22 protein-coding genes are annotated in these 20,235 nt (G+C 67.0%); 7 read left to right on the top strand and 15 right to left on the bottom strand.

The features are described 5' to 3' along the window. Positions 1 to 656: 656 nt before the first annotated feature. The 4 genes from EV653_RS40875 to EV653_RS40860 all read right to left on the bottom strand — a co-directional run bounded on the left by EV653_RS40875 (position 657) and on the right by EV653_RS40860 (position 2,940). Positions 657 to 1,970, bottom strand: coding sequence for a serine hydrolase domain-containing protein (locus EV653_RS40875; protein ID WP_134111688.1), 1,314 nt, complete (start codon positions 1,968 to 1,970; stop codon positions 657 to 659). Between the two features lie 66 nt (positions 1,971 to 2,036). Further along, on the bottom strand, positions 2,037 to 2,264 hold the full coding sequence (locus EV653_RS40870) for a hypothetical protein (protein ID WP_134111687.1): 228 nt from the start codon (positions 2,262 to 2,264) through the stop codon (positions 2,037 to 2,039). Between the two features lie 67 nt (positions 2,265 to 2,331). Continuing rightward, complete coding sequence (locus tag EV653_RS40865; RefSeq protein WP_134111686.1) at positions 2,332 to 2,535, bottom strand: KTSC domain-containing protein; 204 nt, start codon at positions 2,533 to 2,535, stop codon at positions 2,332 to 2,334. A 51-nt stretch (positions 2,536 to 2,586) separates the two neighbouring features. Further along, the gene (locus tag EV653_RS40860; protein ID WP_134111685.1) at positions 2,587 to 2,940 is read right to left on the bottom strand and encodes a helix-turn-helix domain-containing protein; all 354 of its coding nucleotides are present in this window, start codon (positions 2,938 to 2,940) and stop codon (positions 2,587 to 2,589) included. 140 nt (positions 2,941 to 3,080) lie between these two features. Here EV653_RS40860 and EV653_RS41885 point away from each other — a divergent pair, with 140 nt between their 5' ends. Continuing rightward, the gene (locus EV653_RS41885; protein WP_238160776.1) at positions 3,081 to 3,374 is read left to right on the top strand and encodes a hypothetical protein; all 294 of its coding nucleotides are present in this window, start codon (positions 3,081 to 3,083) and stop codon (positions 3,372 to 3,374) included. Between the two features lie 59 nt (positions 3,375 to 3,433). Here the strand turns inward: EV653_RS41885 and EV653_RS40850 are convergent, their stop codons facing one another. Together EV653_RS40850 and EV653_RS40845 are read right to left on the bottom strand one after the other, a co-directional pair. After that, positions 3,434 to 4,399 (bottom strand): hypothetical protein, encoded by a 966-nt coding sequence (locus EV653_RS40850; RefSeq protein WP_202872062.1) that lies wholly within the window; start codon positions 4,397 to 4,399, stop codon positions 3,434 to 3,436. Positions 4,400 to 4,630: 231 nt separating this feature from the next. Further along, positions 4,631 to 5,260 carry a hypothetical protein gene (locus EV653_RS40845; protein ID WP_130449426.1) on the bottom strand — a complete coding sequence of 210 codons (630 nt, stop codon included), beginning with the start codon at positions 5,258 to 5,260 and terminating at the stop codon, positions 4,631 to 4,633. A gap of 253 nt (positions 5,261 to 5,513) precedes the next feature. On the opposite strand from EV653_RS40845, the gene EV653_RS40840 reads away from it, so the two are divergent. Further along, the gene (locus tag EV653_RS40840) at positions 5,514 to 6,296 is read left to right on the top strand and encodes an aldo/keto reductase (RefSeq protein ID WP_238160775.1); all 783 of its coding nucleotides are present in this window, start codon (positions 5,514 to 5,516) and stop codon (positions 6,294 to 6,296) included. Positions 6,297 to 6,498: 202 nt separating this feature from the next. On the opposite strand, the gene EV653_RS42830 is transcribed toward EV653_RS40840, so the two are convergent. The 5 genes from EV653_RS42830 to EV653_RS40820 form a co-directional block, all read right to left on the bottom strand. Then, positions 6,499 to 6,705 carry a KTSC domain-containing protein gene (locus tag EV653_RS42830; protein ID WP_370359570.1) on the bottom strand — a complete coding sequence of 69 codons (207 nt, stop codon included), beginning with the start codon at positions 6,703 to 6,705 and terminating at the stop codon, positions 6,499 to 6,501. 98 nt (positions 6,706 to 6,803) lie between these two features. Continuing rightward, positions 6,804 to 6,932, bottom strand: a complete 129-nt coding sequence (locus EV653_RS42555) for a hypothetical protein (RefSeq protein WP_255511229.1) — start codon at positions 6,930 to 6,932, stop codon at positions 6,804 to 6,806. Positions 6,933 to 7,162: 230 nt separating this feature from the next. Beyond that, positions 7,163 to 10,084: a vitamin B12-dependent ribonucleotide reductase gene (locus tag EV653_RS40830; protein WP_134111682.1), complete on the bottom strand. Its 2,922-nt coding sequence runs from the start codon at positions 10,082 to 10,084 to the stop codon at positions 7,163 to 7,165. Positions 10,085 to 10,195: 111 nt separating this feature from the next. Further along, entirely contained in the window at positions 10,196 to 10,690 is a 495-nt protein-coding gene (gene nrdR / locus EV653_RS40825; RefSeq protein WP_134111681.1) for a transcriptional regulator NrdR, read from the bottom strand. 325 nt (positions 10,691 to 11,015) lie between these two features. After that, positions 11,016 to 11,795 (bottom strand): glycerophosphodiester phosphodiesterase, encoded by a 780-nt coding sequence (locus EV653_RS40820; RefSeq protein ID WP_238160774.1) that lies wholly within the window; start codon positions 11,793 to 11,795, stop codon positions 11,016 to 11,018. A 114-nt stretch (positions 11,796 to 11,909) separates the two neighbouring features. Between EV653_RS40820 and EV653_RS40815 the strand changes: the two genes are divergently transcribed. Further along, on the top strand, positions 11,910 to 12,860 hold the full coding sequence (locus tag EV653_RS40815; RefSeq protein WP_134111679.1) for a nucleoside hydrolase: 951 nt from the start codon (positions 11,910 to 11,912) through the stop codon (positions 12,858 to 12,860). Here EV653_RS40815 and EV653_RS40810 read toward each other — a convergent pair. Then, complete coding sequence (locus tag EV653_RS40810) at positions 12,853 to 13,443, bottom strand: TetR/AcrR family transcriptional regulator (protein WP_134111678.1); 591 nt, start codon at positions 13,441 to 13,443, stop codon at positions 12,853 to 12,855. The genes EV653_RS40815 and EV653_RS40810 overlap by 8 nt on opposite strands. Positions 13,444 to 13,517: 74 nt before the next feature. On the opposite strand from EV653_RS40810, the gene EV653_RS40805 reads away from it, so the two are divergent. Both EV653_RS40805 and ubiG read left to right on the top strand, forming a co-directional pair. Beyond that, a complete protein-coding gene (locus EV653_RS40805; protein ID WP_238160773.1) occupies positions 13,518 to 14,084 on the top strand; it encodes a GNAT family N-acetyltransferase in 567 nt (188 codons plus the stop codon). Then, the gene (gene ubiG / locus EV653_RS40800) at positions 14,074 to 14,883 is read left to right on the top strand and encodes a bifunctional 2-polyprenyl-6-hydroxyphenol methylase/3-demethylubiquinol 3-O-methyltransferase UbiG (RefSeq protein WP_134111677.1); all 810 of its coding nucleotides are present in this window, start codon (positions 14,074 to 14,076) and stop codon (positions 14,881 to 14,883) included. Before EV653_RS40805 ends, ubiG begins: the two co-directional genes overlap by 11 nt. Here ubiG and EV653_RS40795 read toward each other — a convergent pair. Further along, entirely contained in the window at positions 14,843 to 15,358 is a 516-nt protein-coding gene (locus EV653_RS40795) for a LysM peptidoglycan-binding domain-containing protein (RefSeq protein WP_134111676.1), read from the bottom strand. The two genes, ubiG and EV653_RS40795, sit on opposite strands and share 41 nt — an antisense overlap. A gap of 367 nt (positions 15,359 to 15,725) precedes the next feature. Here EV653_RS40795 and lexA point away from each other — a divergent pair, with 367 nt between their 5' ends. Beyond that, complete coding sequence (lexA, locus tag EV653_RS40790; protein ID WP_134111675.1) at positions 15,726 to 16,499, top strand: transcriptional repressor LexA; 774 nt, start codon at positions 15,726 to 15,728, stop codon at positions 16,497 to 16,499. A 48-nt stretch (positions 16,500 to 16,547) separates the two neighbouring features. Next, positions 16,548 to 17,057: a glutathione peroxidase gene (locus EV653_RS40785; RefSeq protein WP_134111674.1), complete on the top strand. Its 510-nt coding sequence runs from the start codon at positions 16,548 to 16,550 to the stop codon at positions 17,055 to 17,057. Positions 17,058 to 17,215: 158 nt separating this feature from the next. On the opposite strand, the gene ligD is transcribed toward EV653_RS40785, so the two are convergent. Continuing rightward, positions 17,216 to 18,193, bottom strand: a complete 978-nt coding sequence (ligD, locus tag EV653_RS40780; protein ID WP_134111673.1) for a non-homologous end-joining DNA ligase — start codon at positions 18,191 to 18,193, stop codon at positions 17,216 to 17,218. Continuing rightward, positions 18,190 to 20,187 (bottom strand): ATP-dependent DNA helicase, encoded by a 1,998-nt coding sequence (locus EV653_RS40775; protein ID WP_134111672.1) that lies wholly within the window; start codon positions 20,185 to 20,187, stop codon positions 18,190 to 18,192. The genes ligD and EV653_RS40775 overlap by 4 nt, the downstream gene beginning before the upstream one ends. Positions 20,188 to 20,235 lie beyond the last annotated feature (48 nt).

Raw genomic sequence — 20,235 nt, 5'->3', positions numbered from 1 at the left:
AGACAATCATCCGAAGCCCATGCACGGGGATAATGCATCTTTCGGCATTGACTTTCGGCACGCTGTTGAGTTCTCAAGAATCGGACGCACACCGCGCTTCAGACTTTCGTTTGAAGCTCCGGGGCAACTCGCACTACTTTACTGTTTCGCTTCCGGCCGGTCAAATCGGCCTTTTTCGATTCAGTCTCTCTGCGTGTCTCAGTGTCCGAAACCCACCGGGGCGTGTTTCGGCTACCAGGACCTTCAGGGAGTTTGTTGAAGGGCCGGCCGCTTTCGCGTCCTGCGCCTCGCTCCAACAAGAAGAAGATTACTGACATTCATGGTGCGGATGCAAATCGGGGTCCCGGACCCTCGTCCGAGCTCCTCGGCACCCGTCCTCGGCGCCGGCGAACCGGTGTCGGGGGAAGCAGTGCAGATCCCTCTGGTCACATCACTCACTCACGTCTCCGCGAGCGACACTTCCATCATGCCGCACCCACACAAGCGCTTATCGCGAGGGTGACAACGAGGTGGGAACCGGTCGTGCGGCTCCCACCTCGTCAAGTACCGCACCGTCCAGCAGACGCCTCTCGGCGAGTGGCCGCTCGTAGCGGCTTAGGTTGAGGCCCGGGGTCACGAACCGGACGGCATCAGGTGTAACCCGACGGCCCCAGCACCTATTCCCGCACGCAGTCGAGCACGACTCCCTCCTGCACGAAGACGAGTCCACCGTCGCGTACCTCGAACCCCGACTCGGTCTCCATCGCGGTGAAGGTCGTCGCCGACCGCGGCATGAACCGCTGCGGGGGCTGGCGATCGAATGTCACCTCGAGCCCGCTCCCCCAGCGCTCGACAGCGAACGGCAGCCGGCCTGCGAGCCGGTAAGTACCGACCAGCTCCGCCAGGACCTCGTCAGTTGGCAGATCACGCGCTGTCACCTCAGCCGGGTATTCCTCCCAGCCGTACGCCGCGGCCACCGCAGCGAATGCTCTCTGCACCACCCAGCCGCCGTTGTCGCTGTTCGTCATCACCACAGCGCCCTGCCCCGTGTCGCGATCTGCCAGCAGGTGGCAGCTGAATCCAGCGTTGCCCCCGCTGTGCCCGAACCGCCGGCCGGCGTCATCGAGGAAGAATCCGAGTCCCAGATGCCCGAGTCCACCGATCCGCTGGCCTGCGGAGATCTGGTGCGTCAAGATCTCCCGGGCGAGCTCGCGCGGCAACAGTGCGTTGTCGGCTCCGGCGTACATCCTCTGGACGCCGATGGCTGCCTTGGCGAGATCTGTTGGTGTCGTCCAGAGCCCGGCTGCCGCCAACTCGGGGTACGCATGCCAGCGGCCTTCGATCGGGAGACCACGTTCGTCGTGCGCGACGGCAGCCCTGCTGTGGAGTTCTGGCGGCAGCGGTTGGGCATAGTCGCTGTCGGACATGCCGAGAGGTTCCAGAACAAGCTCACGAGCTAGCTCGCGGAACGACGTACCCGTGACGTCTTCCAGGAGTTGCTGCATGACGATCGTGCCGCCGCCGGCGTACCGGAACTGTGTGCCTGGCACGAGGTCGACGCGTACGCCGAAGGTGTTGGTCGGCCGAACGCCGTCGAGGATCTGCACTGTTGTGGGCAGCGCGGTTCCCTCGGCGTACCCAGGGAAGCCGTGCACGGTCAGTCCGGCGCTGTGGCTGGCTAGCTGCCGCAGTGTCACGACGGGTTGCCAGGCTCCGGTGGGTGGAACCTGCCACGACGTGAGCTTTTCGTTGACGTCCTCGTCGAGATCGAGCAAGCCCCGATCGACCAGCCGCAGCATCGCCAGTACGGCGATCGGCTTGCTGATCGACGCAGCCTGGAACAACGTGTCCGGCGCGACGGCCTGAGATCCGCCGGCCTCCACCAGACCGGCGGCACCGGTCTCGTGAATGGCACCATCCTCGATCACCACCCAGCTCGCGCCGGGCACGTTGAACCTCTCGAGATCCGCCTTGATCTCCTCTTCCAGCATGTCGGTGTCCCTCCGATCCCGTCCTGTGCTGGAACGGTACGGCGGACACGGCTCGCCGGAGCAGGATTACCGCGACGGCTGGGGTGCGCTGCAGTCGATCTTCGGGTTGGCGCCGATGTAGTTCAGCGGGCCGGCGACGATCGTGACGAGCACGGTGCCGACCTTGGCACACGAGGTCCGGGAGCTCTCGAAGTAGTGGCGTTGTGCGGCGGCCGCCAGACCGATCAGCAGCCAGATGACGAGGAAAATCGTGATCGCGCGGGAACGGGTCGCAGAAGCTCTTCGGGTAGCCATGTCCATCTCCTGTTCGGCGTGCCCCCGTGCTGCGCTTCTCAGTGCCCGCGCCGAACCTGACAGAAACTCAGATCTCGCGGAACTCGTAGTACGGCTTGATGTGCTTGTTGATGTACGCGCCGATGCTTGGCGCGGCCAGCAGCGCGGCGTACGTCGGCTGTGGAACGTCGAAGTACTGGTAGACGTAGCCGTTCACGTACTCGAGCTCCAGCGTGCCGTCGGACCATCCGACCGACCGCACACTCGACGAATTCACCGGGCGTCGCCTCATGCGTGGCTCCTTCCGCACCTCGCTCTGCGGCGCCCAGTCTGCCGGTCGGTGTCAAGCCGTGCGAGATCGCTCCGGATCGTCGGTCTGCAGCCGCGCCAGGGCGCGGGCCAGGTCGCCGAGGGCCGTGTTGAGCTGGGTCAGCACGGTGTCGTCGATCGGCATCCGCCGCTGGTCGAGGCCGAGGTTGGCGGCGAAGCGGAGGTGGGCGTCGGGCGGCGCCTGTTTGAGGAAGGTGTCGAGTGCCTCCTGGAGAAACGGACTCGGCACGACGTCCGGTCTCTCCCGCCACTTCGTCAGCGTGCGCGGCGAGATGCCGAGATGCTCGGCGAAGGCTTCGTTGGTCAGACGCAGCGCCGTACGCAAGGCGTGTGCGTGCCGACCGGTCCACTCGTCGATGACTGTCATCCTTGTCGCTCCCTTGCCTGTCGATTACTCCCTGCTATCAGAGTATGGCGATCCGGTGACCGCCGGTGGGCAGAATTTGTGCGCTGTGGATACCGGTTGAGTTCCTGGTGAGGACACCCGGTCACGCGTTGACTTGACGCATGGACGAGATCAGCGGGAGAACCGCGACGCTGCAGCGGGCCACACGGCGGCGTCATCTGAAGGTCGCGAGCATGTCCGGGCCACGCTGCTTCGAGCTGGTCCGCCACTCGGACCCCTCCGGCGTCAGCGGTACGGGCGTGATCGCCGAAGGAGTCGAGTGGAGCGACGGCACGGTCGCGCTGCACTGGGGCGGCCGGTTCGCAACCACGACTGTATGGCCGGATGGCATCGACGCACTGCTGACGATCCACGGTCACAGTGGATCGAGCACGATCCGCTGGCTGGACGAGTAGCTATGCGTAGCCGATCTCGGTGGGGCGGGTCCACCCTGCAGCCGGCCCGCCTCACCGGCCTACTCCGAGTAGAACTGCTCTCGGTACGGCGCGTGCCGTGGGACAGGACGCTGGTGCGACTCATCTGTCGGGCTCTTCGCGCCGTTCTGTTCCGGCTCCGCGCCCTCGGATGCGTCGAGGTCGGTCAGATCGTCGACTGCCGCGCTGAAGGCGAGTTCGGCGCGGGTCGGCCGTTGGCGTTCGATCTCCTCTGCCGACGTACGGCGGATCGGGAGATCGTTCGCCGCGGCCGACAACTCGGCGAGGGTGTCGAGGAGACCAAGTGCTGCCTCCACGTCGCCCGGGTGGTTGACCAGCCACCAGACCGCGGCCGAGCCAGGCGTGGCGAAGACGTCGTCCTTCAGGTAGGCGCGTTTGTCCTGCTCCATCCGGCGTTCGAGCAGAGTGGTCTGCTCTCGCCGATGCAGTGCGGCCAGATGCAGCAGGTGTTTGTGATCCGCATCCGGCAGTCGCAGTCGCACCTCGGTCGCCCAGCTGCGCACCAGGCCCTTCTCGTCGAGCGCGGGTTCGCCGAGAAGGGCAGCCAGGCGGTGCTGGTTGAGGGACTCCTCTGTCACCTGTTGCCTCGCGGTCAGCGATCGCGCCCGGTCCAGCAAGGCGTCGACCGCCACAGCGCCGAGGTCCGCGTGGCGCGAGCCCGACAGAACGGTCGACCACTGGACGACGGCCGAGAAGCTGAATTGGAAGTCGGGCGAAGCGGACGGCAGCCGTACGTCGCTCACCGTGCGCGACGGCGGACCGCTGAAGACAGGGTCCGGATCCGGCAGGACGACGGAGGGCGGTGCCGGCTTGGGAACGGCTGGACGGGGTTCGTCGGGCTGTTTCCAGACGACGGCCAGGAGGACCAGGAGCACCACGGTGAGGACCACGGCCGACCAGCCCGGCAGGCCGATGACCAGCGACACCAGGTACAGCACCAGCACAATCGCGGCAGCAGTCAGGAGGGAGTTCCGGTCGAGCTTCATGGGCGCGTTCCTTCACCGCGTCGGGCGGAGGTCAGCAGGTCGGCCAATGCACTTGAGACGGCTTCCCCGTCCTCACACCATCCGAGCCACCGGCAACCCAGACCACAGACTGCGCCACACGACGAGTCCACAAAAAGTCTCACATGCCTCACCCAAAGTAGCCGCCAAAAGCGTGTCGCCGCCCACGAGCTGGACAGGCCGGCGCATGTCCGCCTGTCAGGGACAACCAAGTCAGCCCGTCAGGGAGCGGAGGGCCTGGCGGGAGGGGGTGAGAAGGACCGGTTTGTAGGGGCAGCGTTGGTCGGTGAGGGTTTCGTAGGCACGGATGGCCCGGTTGGCGGCGTCCCAACCTTGCTCGGCGGGAGTGCGGCCGAGGCCTCGGTTGCGGACCAGGGCGCCGTAGAAGGCGGAGCAGAAGACCGTCGCTTCGTACCAGCCGATGACCGTGCTCGTGCCGATGTAGGTGATGTCGTCCTGGAGGCAGTCGCGGATGGCGCGTTGCCACTTGCCGATGCCGGTTTTGCAGCCGTCGGCGATCACCACACCGCTGGCGATTCCCCACTGGCGATCCAGAAACCAGTCGGCCAGGGACCGGAGCGAAACCTGGGTCTGACCGTCGGTGGACAGAAACGAGGGCTCCTCGCTGTGGTCACCGTGTGCCATCACGTGCAGGACCGAGGACGGGGTGGTCAGAGCGGAGAAGGCGGTCTCGTGATCACGGCTGCGGATGAAGTTCACGTCGATCACCGGCCGGTTCCAGCCTGCGTTGATGTTCCCGGTGATGCCCTGGACGAACGTCATCGACGCGTCGAACGAGCTGTCCAGACCGAGGTCCACCAGAGTGATCAGACGGTTCTTCATTTGCCCACCCCTCCAACGTGTTTCGAGGCCCCACGGGACCATCATGAACCACGCATCCGACGGTCCGCAGGGTGGTTTCCCCGAGCTGAGACAGGCGGTCCGGGCCGTACGGCGTACGGCGGATCCGGCTGGTTTCGGGCGGTCGGCACGGAGGGTGCGGACTGTGATCGGCGTACGGTGTCGGGGCAGCGTCAGCCGAAGGAGGAGTTGGATGAGCCAGACCCCAACCGTCACTTTGAGTCACGGATCTACGATGCCGCGGATCGGGCTCGGGACGTCGCCGATGAACGACGCGGATGCCGAGCGGGCCGTGAGTACGGCGCTCGAGCTCGGGTATCGGCTGATCGACACGGCGGAGAACTACCGCAACGAGGTCGGCGTCGGACGGGCGCTGAAGGGTGTGCCGCGCGACGAGGTGTTCGTGACCTCGAAGTTCAACAAGAAGTGGCACAGCGTCGAGGGCGCGCGTACGGCGTTCGAGGCGAGTGCGGAGAAGCTCGGCGTCGAATACCTGGACCTGCTGCTCATCCACTGGCCGAATCCGGACCAGGATCGGTACGTCGACGCGTGGCGAGGGCTGATCGCGCTCCGGGACGCCGGACTGGTGCGTGCGATCGGTACGTCGAACTTCAAGCCGGCGCACTTGCAACGGCTGATCGACGAGACAGGCGTGGCTCCCGAGGTGAACCAGGTGCAGCTGAGCCCGGTGTGGGCGAAGGCGGCCGAGCGCGAGTTCCATGCCAAGCACGGGATCGTCACGGAGGCGTGGAGTCCACTAGGCAAGGGCACCGACCTCCTGAGCCATCCGACGGTGCAGGAGTTGGCGAAGAAGTACGGGCGGACGCCGGGCCAGGTCGTACTGCGGTGGGAGACCCAGCAGCACATCGTCCCCATCCCGAAGTCAGCCGACCGCGGCCGGCTCGCCGAGAACCTCGCAGTCTTCGACTTCAACCTGACCGCGGACGAGCTGACCGCGCTGTCGGATCTCGACGGCACAGCGAAAGCCCCCGCCGACTCCGACCGCGCCGGCCACTGATCAGGTAGCTCCACCCCTGGTCGCCACGACCGGGGTGTCGTCGAAGCACCCGTGAGCATAAGCCCGGCCGCCGGGGCTGCGGGCAGACGCACCTCGGCCCCCGGGGAAAGTGGGAAGTTCCCGGGGGCCGTGGCGCTATCAGTTCGAGCAGGCGCGGTCAGTTTGGTGCCGCAGCCCTAACAGACCTACCAGGAGCCGCGAGCTATGCGGCGACGACCCGCCGATATCTGTGTCTCCGAACCGCGAAGCCAAGGCGCCGCCACGGATGCGGCAGAAGCATCTGCTCGAAGAGCGCCTGACCGACGTCGTAGTAGTCATACACGCGGCCGTTTAGGAAGGCGACGCGCATGGTGCGGGTGGAACTGTCGTAGCCAACCGCCCGCACATTAGTTGAGGTCACGTGGTGCATAGGCATCTAGGCGTTTCCTTTGAAGCGCGGCAGTCGGGCTGGCATCGAAGATGCGGCGGGGTAGGCCGTCCGAGTAATAGGACTCGGACGGCCAGGCTCTACTTCTTCTTGGTCTGTGCGAGGGCACTCGCCGCCGCCGTCTTCTCGGCCTTCGTCGACTTCGGGTTCGCAAGAACCTTCGAGGCCGCACTGGCAGCCTTGGCGCTCGTCTGACGCGTGTTAGGCATCGCACATCACCTCCGTCCTCGGCATCTTTGCTTTGCTGCCGAGGAGATGGTTTTATGGCGGTTCTGACACCATGCCGGGACCATCTCCTAGGCAGCGCGAGCACTCAACTTCCTATTCAGTTGGGTGCTCGTTGTCGTTGAGCCGTCCGTAGATGGCCTCTCGACCTGCATGTTGCCCTAGCCATCTCAGGGCTAGGGCAACAGGCAGAGTCTTGTTCTTCGGATGGTGATTAGCTGCAGCCGGAGGTGCTGCCGCAGCCTTCGCAGACGTAGCAGGAGCCGCTGGGGCGCATCTTGGTGCCGCAGGTGAAGCAGAGCGGCGCGTCGACCGACGTACCCGTGATCAGCTCGAGCATCTCGGCGGTCGTGTGGGCCTCGCCCTTGACCGGCTTGGCGGAGGCCGCCTCGACCGGCTTGTCGGCTGCAGACAGTTCGGACGATTCGGCCAGCTCGACCGGCTCGACCGACTTCAGGGACTCGGCCTCGGAGACCTCGACCGGGGCCGGCTCGTAGGAGCCGGTGTCGAGCTGCCGGGACCGCTCGTCCGCCGAGTAAATGCCCAGGGCGGCCCGCTCGTCGAAGGGCAGGTAGTCCAGGGCCAGGCGGCGGAAGATGTAGTCCATGATCGACTGCGCCATCCGGACGTCCGGGTCGTCGGTCAGACCGGCCGGCTCGAACTTCAGGTTGGTGAACTTCTGGACGTAGGTCTCTAGCGGCACACCGTGCTGCAGAGCGATCGAGATCGCGATCGAGAAGGCATCCATCACACCGGCAAGCGTCGAACCCTGCTTGCCCATCTTCAGGAAGACCTCGCCGAGACCGTCGTCCGGGTAGGAGCCGGCCGTCATGTAGCCCTCGGCGCCGCCGACCGTGAAGGACGTCGTGCGCGACGGGCGCGACTTCGGCAGACGCTTGCGGGTCGGCCGGTACTCGATGACCTTCTCGACGATCTTCTCAGCGACCGCGGCTTCGGCAGCCACCGCGGCCTCAGCCTCGGAAGCCTTCTTCGCCTTTGCGTCCGCCAACGGCTGTCCGACCTTGCAGTTGTCGCGGTAGACCGCGAGCGCCTTCAGGCCGAGCTTCCAGCCCTGGAAGTAGACGTCGGCGATCTCCTCGACCGTCGCGGTCTCCGGCAGGTTCACCGTCTTCGAGATCGCGCCGGACAGGAACGGCTGCGCCGCCGCCATCATCCGCACGTGGCCCATCGGCTTGATGGCCCGCTCACCCATCGCGGTATCGAAGATCTCGTAGTGCTCCGGCTTCAGGCCCGGGGCGTCGACGACGTGACCGTTCTCCGCGATGTACTCGACGATCGCCTCGATCGTCTCCTCGGTGTAGCCGTACTGCCGCAGCGCCCGCGGGACGGTCTGGTTGACGATCTGCATCGAGCCGCCGCCGACCAGCTTCTTGAACTTGACCAGCGAGAAGTCCGGCTCGATACCGGTCGTGTCGCAGTCCATCATGAAGCCGATGGTGCCGGTCGGTGCGAGCACCGAGGCCTGGGCGTTTCGCCAGCCGTTCTTCGCGCCGACCTTCAGTACGCCGTCCCACGCCTCGGCGGCGTGCTTGTGGACGTCCTTGTCGATCTCGTGGATCGTCCGGATCGCGTCGTTGGCCGCCGCGTGCTTGCGCATCACCCGGGTGTGGGCGTCCTTGTTCCGCTCGAAGCCGTCGTATGCGCCGACGATGCCGGCCAGCTCCGCCGAGCGCTTGTACGACGTACCGGTCATCAGCGAGGTGATAGCGCCCGCCAGTGCGCGACCACCGTCGGAGTCGTACGCGTGACCGGTTGCCATCAGCAACGCACCGAGGTTGGCGTAGCCGATACCGAGCTGCCGGTACGCGCGGGTGGTGACGCCGATCGCCTCGGTCGGGAAGTCCGCGAAGCAGATCGAGATGTCCATCGCGGTGATGATCAGCTCGACCGCCTTGACGAACTTCTCCGAGTCGAAGAGGTCGTCGTCGCGGAGGAACTTCATCAGGTTCAGCGAGGCCAGGTTGCAGGACGAGTTGTCCAGGTGCATGTACTCCGAGCACGGGTTCGACGCAGTGATCCGGCCCGTCTCCGGGGTGGTGTGCCAGTCGTTGATCGTGTCGTCGTACTGCAGACCCGGGTCGGCGCAGGCCCACGCGGCCTGGGCGATCTTGTCGAACAGGTTCCGCGCGTCGACGGTCTCGATCACCGAGTTGTCGAGCCGCGCCCGCAGCCCGAACTCGCCCTTCTCCTCGACCGCGCGCATGAACTCGTCCGAGACCCGGACCGAGTTGTTCGCGTTCTGGTACTGCACGGAGGTGATGTCGCGACCGCCGAGGTCCATGTCGAAGCCCGCGTCACGCAGGATGCGGATCTTCTCCTCCTCGCGCATCTTGGTGTCGACGAACTCCTCGATGTCGGGGTGGTCGACGTCGAGCACGACCATCTTGGCCGCACGCCGGGTGGCGCCGCCGGACTTGATCGTGCCTGCGGACGCGTCCGCGCCGCGCATGAACGAGACCGGGCCGGAGGCGGTGCCGCCGCTGGACTGCAGCAGCTCCTTCGACGAGCGGATCCGGGACAGGTTCAGGCCGGCGCCCGAGCCGCCCTTGAAGATCAGGCCCTCTTCCTTGTACCAGTTCAGGATCGACTCCATCGAGTCGTCCACGGCGAGGATGAAGCAGGCCGACACCTGCTGCGGCGAGGACGTCCCGACGTTGAACCAGACCGGCGAGTTGAAGCTGAAGTACTGGTGCAGGAGCAGCCAGGTGATCTCCTGCTCGAAGACCTCCGCGTCGGCGGGCGAGGCGAAGTAGCCGTGCTCCTCGCCCGCGCGGCGGTAGGTCTTCACGACCCGGTCGAGCAGTTGCTTGAGGCTCCACTCCCGGTTGTCGTGGCTGACCGCGCCACGGAAGTACTTCGTGGTGACGATGGTCGAGGCGTTCACGCTCCAGAAGTCGGGGAACTCGACGCCGCGCTGCTCGAAGACCGTCTCACCCGTCTTCCAGTTCTGCTGCACGACGTCGCGACGCTCCCACGTCACCTCGTCGTACGGGTGGACGCCTTCGGTGCTGAAGACGCGCTCGATGGTGAGTCCCGTGGGCGCGTTCTTCCGCCCGCGGAACCCGGCCGCCGACCGCTTGGTCGACCCCGAGTGGCCGGTCACCGTCTCTGTCATGGTTGCTCCTCGCCCTGTGTCTACTACCGCGGTCTGTCGGGACCGCCCCGTTGGAGTACTGCGTGAACGCCACATACCGCCTGTATTTCCTGGAACTACCGTTCCCCCGGTTTACGTCTGTTGGGTCGGCTTGAGCTGGCCCGGTTCGGTGCCCCGCGGCTCCTTCTCGGCCCGCAGCAGCGCGATCTCGGTCTCGAAGTCGTCGGCGGACTCGAACTGCCGGTACACGCTCGCGAACCGCAGGTACGCGACCTCGTCCAGCTCCCGCAGCGGCCCGAGGATCGCGAGTCCGACCTCGTGCGCGGGAACCTCCGGCGAGCCGCTGCCCTTGAGCGCGTCCTCGACCTTCTGACCCAGGCGGGCGAGCTGGTCGGCGTTCACCGGCCGGCCCTTGCATGCCTTCCCGACCCCGTTGATGACCTTCTCCCGGCTGAACGGCTCGGTCGCGCCGGAGCGCTTCACGACCGTGAGCTGCATCTGCTCGACAGTGGTGAACCGCTTCTCGCAGACCGGGCACTGACGCCGGCGGCGGATCGCTCCGCCGTCCTCGGCCACCCGGCTGTCGACCACCCGTGAGTCGGCGTGCCGGCAATACGGACAGTGCACGACGAATCACTCCTCCCGTGACTGCCCCGGAGGGGGCAGGTTGTGGATCAGCCTGGGGACAACTTGTGTAGAACCTGTGTGCAACCAACCACTACCTGTGGAAAATTACACCCGTGTAACCACTACATCTAGGGATCCTAGATCGCTGCTCCGACAGTTTGCAAGCACGCCCCGATCGCCCGCGCGTGTCTAGGTTTCAACACTCGCGCGGGCTCGTGTACTCCCGCGTGGCGTCGCCGGAATGACCCTTTCGAGGCGCAAACTACGGCCTCCACGATGGGCCGGTACGAGGGCCGGTTCGAGGGCGGCAGACGGTCCGAATCGCTCAGCCGGCGAGCGCGAACCGGGCGGCGTTCCAGCCCGCGAGTTCGGCCGGGCAGTTGGTGATGATGCCGTCCACGCCGGCTCGCTCAAGTGCGTCCCAGCGGTTCGGGTCATCGACCGTCCAGACGTTGACCGCGACTCCGGCCGCGTGCAGCTCGCGGACGATCCCGGGCCGGGTCTGCAGCGCCGCATCGGACGGGTTGTACGACGTCAGCTCGAGGTCCTTCGCGATCGCGACCGGGTCCGGGTCGAGTTCGACGCGGAGCAGACCGAGCGGCAGTTCGGGCGCGAGCTCGTGGACCCAGCGCAAGTGCTGCGGCTCGAAGCTCTGCACGAACACGCGGCCGCTCATCCGGTGCACCTGGATCTCCTGCACGATCCGTACGACGGAGGACCGCGCATGCTCGCCCTTGACCTCGAGCAGCAGATTCCCGCCGCGGGTCTTGAGGCCGTCCAGCTGGGCTCCGAGCGTGCGGACCCGCTGCCCCGCGAACGCCGGCGCGAACCACGAGCCCGCGTCCAGCTGCGCGACCTCAGCAGCCGTGAATGACCGGATCGGACCGGCCCCATCAGTGGTGCGGTCGACCGTCTCGTCGTGCAGAACGACGGGTACGCCGTCCTTCGTCGTCCGTACGTCGTTCTCGATCCACTCGGCGCCGGCGCGACGGGCGGCCTCGTCGGAGGCCGCGGTGTTCTCGGGGGCGGCGGAGGAATTGCCGCGGTGTGCCCAGATCCGCAACTGCGCGCCGGGCGCGCGGAGGAACGACTCGGTCCGAGACATCAGCACGCAGGTAGGTCCTCTCTGGTGATCCAGAGAGGACCTAAGCCCGCCGAGACGAACGGCGCCCGAGCCGATGATGAAGCGACGGCCAACGCCGGATGTGAGGATGTCGGCATGAAGCCGGTGATTCTCGACGTCGACACGGGCCTGGACGACGCCTGTGCGCTGCTGCTCGCCGCTCGGCATCCCGAGCTCGACCTCAAGGCCGTGACCTGCGCCGGCGGCAACGTCGGACTCGATGACGTCGTCCGGAACACGCTGACGGTGCTGGACGCCGCGGGCCGGCCGGATGTTCCGGTCGCGCGCGGGGCCGCCGTACCGCTGCTGCAGCCGGTGCGGATGGCGCGGCATGTCCACGGGGCCGACGGGCTCGGCGACATCGACTGGCCGCGGTCGACGCGGACGACGGATCGGCGCCATGCGGTCGAGCTGCTGCGCGATGTACTGCGGGAGGCGGCGGCGACCGGTGAGCTGATCACGCTGATCCCGCTTGCGCCGCTGACGAATATCGCGTTGCTGCTGCGGACCTATCCGGATGCGGCAGCAGGGCTGCGCGAGATCGTGTTCATGGGTGGCGCCGCGCGCATCGGGAACGCGACGGCTTCGGCGGAGTTCAATATCTGGACCGATCCCGAGGCGGCCGCGATCGTGCTGACCGCGGCCGGTGAGCTCGGCGTACCGACGACGATGTACGGGCTGGATGTCTTCTACGACGTGGTGGTCACGCTGGAGCAGGCGCGTGGGCTGAGCGGATCGCCGTCGGCCGAGCTGGCGCGGAAGCTGATTGAGAAGCGGAGCAGCCTGTACCAATCCGATGGAGCGAGCATCGGCGACGGTGGCGCGGTGTGTGCGGTGATCGATCCGTCCGGCCTGACGACACAGCCGTTCCCGGTGCGGATCGAGTTGTCGGGAAGCTGGTCGCGCGGGCGGACCATCGTCGACACGCGGGACTGGTCGGCCGATCTGACCAGCGATCCGCACGGGCTGTCGCCGACGAAGGTTCAGGTCGCGACGGCGGTGGACGGCAAGCGGTACGCCGAGTTGTGGCTGGCGACCGTCAGCTGACCAGATCGACCAGGCGGGCGCGGACGCCGTACAGGAAGAGGTCGAGGCCGTCGATGAAGACGTCCGGGCTGTCCGCCGACTCCGCGACGACTGCGGCCAGGCTCCAGCGAGCGGTGAGGTCGAACAGGTGACGCGCTTCGGGCTCTCGTACGCCGAGTCGGACGAGGGCGTCGATCTGGGAGCGGATGAGTTCGGCGCGGGATCCATCGCCCTGGTCACGATCCGGCGTGGCCTTTGACTGGATCAGTCCGGCCAGGCCGGGGTGGTCGGCGTAGAAGGCGCGCAACTCGAGGGAGCCGGATCTCGTCAGCGCGATCCATTCGTCGATGGTCTGCAACTTCTCGTACGCCGCGTTGTCCGCGGCGAACTGATCGAACGCGTTGCGGGCCACCAGGTCGAGCAGGTCGGACTTGTTGCGGACGTGGTGATACAAGGTCGGCGCGCGGACGTGGAGGCGCTCTGCGACGGCCCGCATCGTGAGGCCGTCGACACCGTTCGTGCGGATGACAGCCAAGGCGGCGTCGGCGATCGCAGGCACGGTGATGCCGGCCGCGGCGTGGGACGAAGGGTCGCGTCTGGTCATGAAATCTCGTTGTCGGGGTGGTCGCGCACGGGTACTGTCTAACGTCATTAGACAGCGTAGCCGAGGATGGTGCCGTGACTGGATTCCGACCCGCGTACCCACTGCGGACCGAGCGGCTGGAGCTGCGGCCGCATCGGATGGGCGACCTGGATGACCTTTACGCCTTCCACTCGCGGCCGGAGGTGGTGCGGTACACGCCGTGGCCGGTGCGCGATCGCGAGGAGACGCGGGTTGCGCTGGAGAAAAAGCTCTTGCAGGGCGAGTTGACGGAGCCGGGTCAGTGGCTGGTGCTCGCGATCGAGCTCCTCGAGACCGGGACCGTGATCGGCGAGGTCCTGCTGAAGTGGGCGAGCGAGGTCGACCGGCAGGGCGAGATCGGGTTCGCGCTGCACACGGCGTACCAGGGGAAAGGGCTGGCAGCGGAGGCGGCGCGGGAGATGTTGCGGGTCGGGTTCGAGGAACTCGGGCTGCATCGGATCGTCGCGGTGCTCGACGATCGGAACGATGCATCGGCCCGCTTGCTCGAGCGGCTGGGGATGCGCCGGGAGGCGCATTTCATCGACGCGCTCCAGTTCAAGGGCGAATGGGCGAACGAGTACGTCTACGCGTTACTGGAGGACGATTGGCGTGATGCCGATTGACAACGCGATCTACGACCGGCTGGGCAGCGGCTGGTGGGACGAGTCGAATCCACTGAATGCGCTGAACGGCAGCTTCACGCCTGCGCGATTCGCGTACTTCCGCGACGTACTCGACCGACTTGGACGCGATCCGGCCGGCCTGCGTGCGGTCGACGTCGGATGCGGCGGCGGCTTCCTGGCCGAGGAGTTCGCGCGCATCGGATGCCGAGTCGTCGGCGTCGATCCGTCAGAGATTTCGATCACGACCGCACGGCGGCACGCGTCGGCGTACAGACTGAAGATCGGGTACGTCGTGAATGCGGGCGAACGGCTTGCGCTGAAGGACGAGAGCGTCGATATCGCGTACTGCTGTGACGTCCTCGAGCATGTCGCGGATCTGGATCGAGTTGTCGCGGAAACCGCCCGGGTGTTGAAGCCCGGCGGGGTCTACCTGTTCGACACGATCAACCGGACGCGGGCGTCGAAGTTGTTCTTCATCAAGCTGCTGCAGGAGTGGCGATTGACGCGGGTCGTCGACTCCGGCGTGCACTCCTGGGCGATGTTCATCAAGCCGCTCGAGCTCGAGGAGATTCTGCGGCGGCACGGCCTGCGGTTGGGCGAGGTCGTCGGGCTCGGGCCACGAGCGGGCCGGGCCTCACTAGGGTGGAACTTCGTCCGGATGCGACTCGGGCACCTCACGTTCGGCGAGGCGAGTCGGTTGATGGATATCGGTCCGGTCCGGCGGATCGACCTGTCCTACCTGGGCTATGCCACCAAGATCAGCCGGCGATCGGGATCTGGAGCGTCTCGCCAGGGGTGATGTCGGCCGGACTGGACAGCTTGTTGAGGTCGGCGATCTTCTCGACGATCGTCGCCGGGTCCTCGGTGGGGTTGGTGTTCTGGGCGATCGACCACAGCGTCTGGCCGGGCGCCACCTGGACCGGGACGGTGTGGGTGAAGCGCGGACCGGGCTCGAGGACGCCGGTCACGCGGAGACCCAGAACGACGATCGCCGAGCCGAAGATCAGGACCGACACGGCGGTCAGCAGCATGCGGCCGCGGCGGGTCAGGCGCAGAGCGGACGGCTCGACCTCGGGGCGCTGACGGGTCGGCGTGGCATGGCGGCCGAGCGCCTCGCCGGAGCAGGCCCGGACCGGAAGGGAGTCGGTCGCACCATCGATGCGCGGCCGGCGGCGCGGCGCCGTCACCGGCACGGGCGTCGTCACCGGCGCCACGGCGGGCTCGGGTGAGCGGTGTGGTGCCAGTCGGTGTGCCGCCAGAGCTGCTGTGCTCATCGGATCCTCCAGACCTCGGTCGGTGCGCGTCCTGCGGTGTTGAGTCCTGTCTACCGGCCGCCTCCGACAGTTTCTGAAAGCGGCCGATCCGACCCGACCGAACACCTGTTCGATCGAACGTCTGTACGAATGATTAACCGACGGGGACCCGTCGCGCAACCACTTCCAACCAGGACACGCCCGCGAAATTCCCTGACGCCGAAGTTGCCCGCGTGCGGCTTATAACCTGACACACGAACAGACGTGCGAACCGACACGCCTTCGAACAGATGTTTGAAGAATCTCAGGATTCGGTCTACGGTCATCACAGTCGAGCAAGTTCCGGCCGGTGGTGTGATCACCGGCCCGACCCGAGGAGCAACCACCGATGGCCAGGACGCCGAGCGGTTCCAGCAAGGACGATCGCAACGGTGCGGACAAGGCGGACCGGACCGTGACCGAGCTGCCCGACGGGCCGGCCGACGCGACCGGACTGACCCCGCGCCAGCGCCGCGTGCTGGACGTGATCCGCGATTCGGTGGACAGCCGCGGCTACCCGCCCTCGATGCGTGAGATCGGCGAGCGGGTCGGCCTGACCAGCTCCTCCTCGGTGTCACACCAGCTCCGCGTGCTCGAGCAGAAGGGTCTGCTCCGCCGCGATCCCAACCGGCCAAGGGCGATCGAGGTCCGCTACCCGGGTGAGGTCGACGCGGCGGCCCGCCGTTCGGCGCTCGGCTCGGTGCGGCAGACGACGTACGACGAGACCGGCGCGGGCGACGCGCATCCGGACGCGGTCTACGTGCCGGTGGTCGGCCAGATCGCCGCCGGTAATCCGATCCTGGCCGAGCAGGAGATCGAAGAGGTCTTCCCGTTGCCTAAGGCAATGGTCGGCGAGGGCACCCTGTTCATGCTGAAGGTCAAGGGCGAGTCGATGATCGACGCCGCGATCTGCGACGGCGACTGGGTCGTCGTCCGGCAGGAGCAGACCGCGGAGAACGGCGACATCGTGGCCGCGATGATCGACGGCGAGGCGACCGTGAAGACGTTCAAGAAGACCAAGACCGAGATCCTGCTGCTCCCGCACAACCCGGCCTTCGAGCCGATCGACGGGAAGGACGCCGTCATTCTCGGAAAGGTCGTAACAGTTCTGCGCCGAGTCTGACATGTCAGACGGCGAGCGAAGTCCGGCGTGTCGTGTCAGCATTGAGCTATGACGACTGTCTATGACTTCAGCGCCACGCGGATCGAAGGCAATGAACAGTCTCTTGCCGATTTCCGCGACCAGGTGCTCCTGGTGGTGAACACGGCGTCGCAGTGTGCCCAGACTCCGCAGTACACGGGTCTTCAGAAGCTCTACCGGACGTATCGCCGGCAGGGCTTCTCGGTGCTCGGCTTTCCCTGCGACCAGTTCGGCCACCAGGAGCCCGGCGACGAGAACGAGATCGCGAACTTCTGCTCGACGATCTACCACGTCACGTTCCCGATGTTCGCCAAGATCGATGTCAACGGATCGAAGACGATCCCGTTGTACAACTGGCTGAAACGCGAGCAGGGCGGCCTGCTCGGCGGCCGGATCAAGTGGAACTTCACCAAGTTCCTGGTCGGCCGTGACGGTGGGGTGATCGCGCGCTACTCGCCCACCCACTCGCCGGAGAAGCTGGCCGACAAGATCGAGGCCGCGCTGGCGGTGCCTGCACCGTCGAGGGAAACGAACGACTGACCCTGGCCGCGATTCGGGGCCGTACGCAACTGTTGGTTTGCTGAATTCCTGCGACAGGTGAACAGACGGCGTCGCAGCACCTCAGAATCTTCGCCGCATTTCGAACAGTTTCTGCCGCTGCCTGCATGTCGCGGCGTCCCGCAAATGCAGCTGCACAGTCAGTTGCGCGCGACGAGAACCGTTTCCGGGTTGATGTCGAGGCGCAATCCACGCCAGACCGGATGCCGGAGCCGGCCGTCGCCGCCCCAGCCGGAGAAGGTGACCTCGGCGACCAGGACGGGGTCGAGCCAGTGCGCCCGCCGCCGGTCGGTCATCGGGATGCCCGACGGGTCGAACGACGGGCGGTCGATCTCCAGACCGGCCAGCTCGGCGCTGAGCATGTCCAGGGTCGCGAAGTCCAGGCCGGATCCGACTTTGCCGATCAGCACGAGCTCGCCGCCGGGCTCCGTGTACGCGCCGCAGTAGAAGGAACCGATCATCCCTTCGCGGTTGCCCTCCCCCGGATGCCATCCCAACAGCACGACGTCCCTGGTCTGCACCGGCTTGATCTTGATCCAGTCGGAGCTGCGACGGCCGGGGAGATATCGCGACTTGCGGCGCTTCGCGACGACGCCTTCGAGTCCTTCCGCGGCCGACCGGTCCAGCGCTTCCGAACCGTCCCGCAGCGCGGGCGGGATCTCCCAGAACGGGTCGCCGATGTCCAGCGAGTCGAGCAGTCCGCGGCGATCGTCGTACGTTGCCTCCAGCAACCACTTGCCGTCGAAGCGGAGGACGTCGAAGAGGCGGACCGAGACCGGAACCTCGGTGATCAGATGCCTGAGCTGGCGCGGATCGCGCACGTGCATCCGCCGCTGCAGCAGGCCGAACGACGGTGCGCCGTGCTCGTCCAGCGTGACGATCTCACCATCGAGCACGGCAGGCAGCCGCAGCCCCGGCGCTTCGGCGAGACCGAGGAGCTCCGGGTACCCGCCGGAGACATCGTGGCTGTTGCGCGACCAGAGCCGGCACACGCCGTCGTCGACCTCGGCGATGACGCGGATGCCGTCCCACTTCAGTTCGTACGACCAGCCCGAACCCGATGGCATCTGCCCCAGCGACGCCATCATCGGCAGCACGGGCGGACCGGCCGGACTCATGTCGACTGCAGTCGTTTCAAGGCGCCAAGCACCTTCTCACGATCGGCGGTCGGCCACATCGGAGGCAAGGAGGCGCGCAGGAACGCGCCGTACCGCTGGGTGACGATGCGGGGGTCGAGGATCGCGACGACGCCACGATCGGTACTGCGGCGGATCAATCGGCCGGTCCCCTGCGCGAGCAACAACCCGGCGTGCGTCGCTGCGACGGCCATGAAGCCGTTGCCGCCCGCCTCGTCGACCGCGCGCTGACGAGCCGCCATCAGGGGCTCGTCGGGCCGCGGGAACGGGACGCGGTCGATGATCACCAGGTTGCAGGTCGAACCCGGTACGTCGATCCCTTGCCACAGCGACAGCGTCCCGAACAGCGAGGTCTCCGGATCGTCGACGAACTCGCGGGCCAGCTCGCCGAGCTGCGCATCGCCCTGACACAGCACCTTCAGGTCGGTGGCCTCGCGGACGGCGGCTGTCGCTGCCTCGGCGGCGCGACGGGACGAGAACAGGCCGAGCGTCCGCCCACCCGCCGCGGTGATCAGGTCGATGATCTCCTCGAACTGCTTCTTGCCCAGCCCGTCACGGTGCGGCGGCGGCAGGTGCTTCGCGACGTACAGAATCGCCTGCTTCTCGTACTCGAACGGGGAGCCGACGTCGAGACCGCGCCACGGCAGTGGGGCGGTCTCGTCGTCGGAGTCGAGCTCTGGCATCTCGTCGTCGTCAGCGAGCTTGTCCGCGGGCCGGAGACCGACCTGGCGGGCGATCGCGTCGAAGTCACCGCCGAGCGTCAGCGTCGCGGACGTGAGGATGGCGGTGCGGTCGCGCAGTACCAGCTCGCGAAGCAGCCCGGCCACGGTCAGCGGGGCGATCCGGAGCTCGCGGCCGAAGCGGTCGCGGTCGATCATCCAGACGACGTCGAGATCGCTCAGCGCGGCGACACGTTCGGCGACGTCGAAGATCTCCTTGACCGCGCCCTTGGACTGCCGCTTGGCGCCGTCCGGGTCGTCGTCCTTGTCGTCGGACTTCTTGTTCAGATCGGAGTACATCGCGCGAGCGGCATCGCGGACCAGGGCCGCGGCCTCGAGGACCGGACCGTTCGACGCCTCGATCCGCCCCTCGCGGGTGCCGTCGAGGGCTGCGCGGAGCGCGTCGGAGGCGTCGATCAGGTCGTCGGCCTTGTCGTCGTCGACGAATCGGCGGCCCCGCTTGGCGGCGCGCTCGACCATCTGCGGCGACAGCTCGTCACCCGCGGCACCCGTGACCCGCGCGGGCAGCTCATGCGCCTCGTCGACGATGACGACGTCGTGCTCGGGCAGGACGGTCCGGTTCTCGAAGGCGTCGATCGACAGCAGGGCGTGGTTGGTGATGACGATGTCGGCCTTGCGGGCGTGTTCTTTGGCCTTCTCGGCGAAGCACTCCTCGCCGTACGGGCACTTCTGCGCGCCGAGGCACTCGCGCGCGGCGATCGCGACCTGCTGCCAGGCCTGGTACTGATGGGAGGGCGCGTGGTCGCGGTCGCCGGCCTCGCCGTCGGCCAGCTGCTGCTCGGCCCAGTCACGGAGCTCGATGACCTGGCGACCCACCTCACCGGGCGGCGGCACGTCGATGAGCATCCCGTCGTCGTCCGGCGCACCCTCGCGGATCCGGTGCAGGCAGGCGTAGTTGTTCCGCCCCTTCTGGATCGCGTACTTCGGTCTGCGCGGGAGGAGCTTCTCGGTCGCGTCGAGGAGCGCCGGGACATCGCGGTCGACGAGCTGCGACTGCAGCGCGAGGGTCGCGGTCGAGACGACCACGCGGCGGTCCTCGATCGCGTGCAGCAGCGCGGGCACGAGGTACCCGAGGGACTTGCCGGTGCCGGTGCCGGCCTGCACGAGCAGATGCGATCCGTCGTGCATCGCGGTGTCCACGGCTTGCGCCATCTCCACCTGCCCCGGCCGGGTCTGACCGGCGATCCCGGCCACGGCAGCTTCCAGCAGTTCCCGCACATCAACACCCACCGCCACACCCTAGCCCGACGGACCGACAGATTTCCGGTCCGGCGGGCGGGGGTG

The sequence above is a fragment of the Kribbella pratensis genome, assembly GCF_004365355.1.
GTDB lineage: Bacteria > Actinomycetota > Actinomycetes > Propionibacteriales > Kribbellaceae > Kribbella.
Note: the sequence above shows the minus strand (reverse complement) of the source record. Positions and strands in the feature narration are given on the sequence as shown.

What these genes read in the sequence shown, in the direction of transcription:
- EV653_RS40870 (WP_134111687.1), bottom strand. Translation starts at nt 2,264, where the DNA reads ATGGCTACCCGAAGAGCTTCTGCGACCCGTTCCCGCGCGATCACGATT.
- EV653_RS40785 (WP_134111674.1), top strand. Translation starts at nt 16,548, where the DNA reads ATGACGACTGTCTATGACTTCAGCGCCACGCGGATCGAAGGCAATGAA.
- EV653_RS40820 (WP_238160774.1), bottom strand. Translation starts at nt 11,795, where the DNA reads ATGTCTCGGACCGAGTCGTTCCTCCGCGCGCCCGGCGCGCAGTTGCGG.
- EV653_RS40830 (WP_134111682.1), bottom strand. Translation starts at nt 10,084, where the DNA reads ATGACAGAGACGGTGACCGGCCACTCGGGGTCGACCAAGCGGTCGGCG.
- ubiG (WP_134111677.1), top strand. Translation starts at nt 14,074, where the DNA reads ATGCCGATTGACAACGCGATCTACGACCGGCTGGGCAGCGGCTGGTGG.
- EV653_RS42830 (WP_370359570.1), bottom strand. Translation starts at nt 6,705, where the DNA reads ATGCACCACGTGACCTCAACTAATGTGCGGGCGGTTGGCTACGACAGT.
- EV653_RS42555 (WP_255511229.1), bottom strand. Translation starts at nt 6,932, where the DNA reads ATGCCTAACACGCGTCAGACGAGCGCCAAGGCTGCCAGTGCGGCCTCG.
- EV653_RS40845 (WP_130449426.1), bottom strand. Translation starts at nt 5,260, where the DNA reads ATGAAGAACCGTCTGATCACTCTGGTGGACCTCGGTCTGGACAGCTCG.
- EV653_RS40865 (WP_134111686.1), bottom strand. Translation starts at nt 2,535, where the DNA reads ATGAGGCGACGCCCGGTGAATTCGTCGAGTGTGCGGTCGGTCGGATGG.
- EV653_RS40810 (WP_134111678.1), bottom strand. Translation starts at nt 13,443, where the DNA reads ATGACCAGACGCGACCCTTCGTCCCACGCCGCGGCCGGCATCACCGTG.
- EV653_RS41885 (WP_238160776.1), top strand. Translation starts at nt 3,081, where the DNA reads ATGGACGAGATCAGCGGGAGAACCGCGACGCTGCAGCGGGCCACACGG.
- EV653_RS40850 (WP_202872062.1), bottom strand. Translation starts at nt 4,399, where the DNA reads ATGAAGCTCGACCGGAACTCCCTCCTGACTGCTGCCGCGATTGTGCTG.
- EV653_RS40875 (WP_134111688.1), bottom strand. Translation starts at nt 1,970, where the DNA reads ATGCTGGAAGAGGAGATCAAGGCGGATCTCGAGAGGTTCAACGTGCCC.
- lexA (WP_134111675.1), top strand. Translation starts at nt 15,726, where the DNA reads ATGGCCAGGACGCCGAGCGGTTCCAGCAAGGACGATCGCAACGGTGCG.
- EV653_RS40815 (WP_134111679.1), top strand. Translation starts at nt 11,910, where the DNA reads ATGAAGCCGGTGATTCTCGACGTCGACACGGGCCTGGACGACGCCTGT.
- ligD (WP_134111673.1), bottom strand. Translation starts at nt 18,193, where the DNA reads ATGAGTCCGGCCGGTCCGCCCGTGCTGCCGATGATGGCGTCGCTGGGG.
- EV653_RS40840 (WP_238160775.1), top strand. Translation starts at nt 5,514, where the DNA reads ATGCCGCGGATCGGGCTCGGGACGTCGCCGATGAACGACGCGGATGCC.
- EV653_RS40795 (WP_134111676.1), bottom strand. Translation starts at nt 15,358, where the DNA reads ATGAGCACAGCAGCTCTGGCGGCACACCGACTGGCACCACACCGCTCA.
- EV653_RS40860 (WP_134111685.1), bottom strand. Translation starts at nt 2,940, where the DNA reads ATGACAGTCATCGACGAGTGGACCGGTCGGCACGCACACGCCTTGCGT.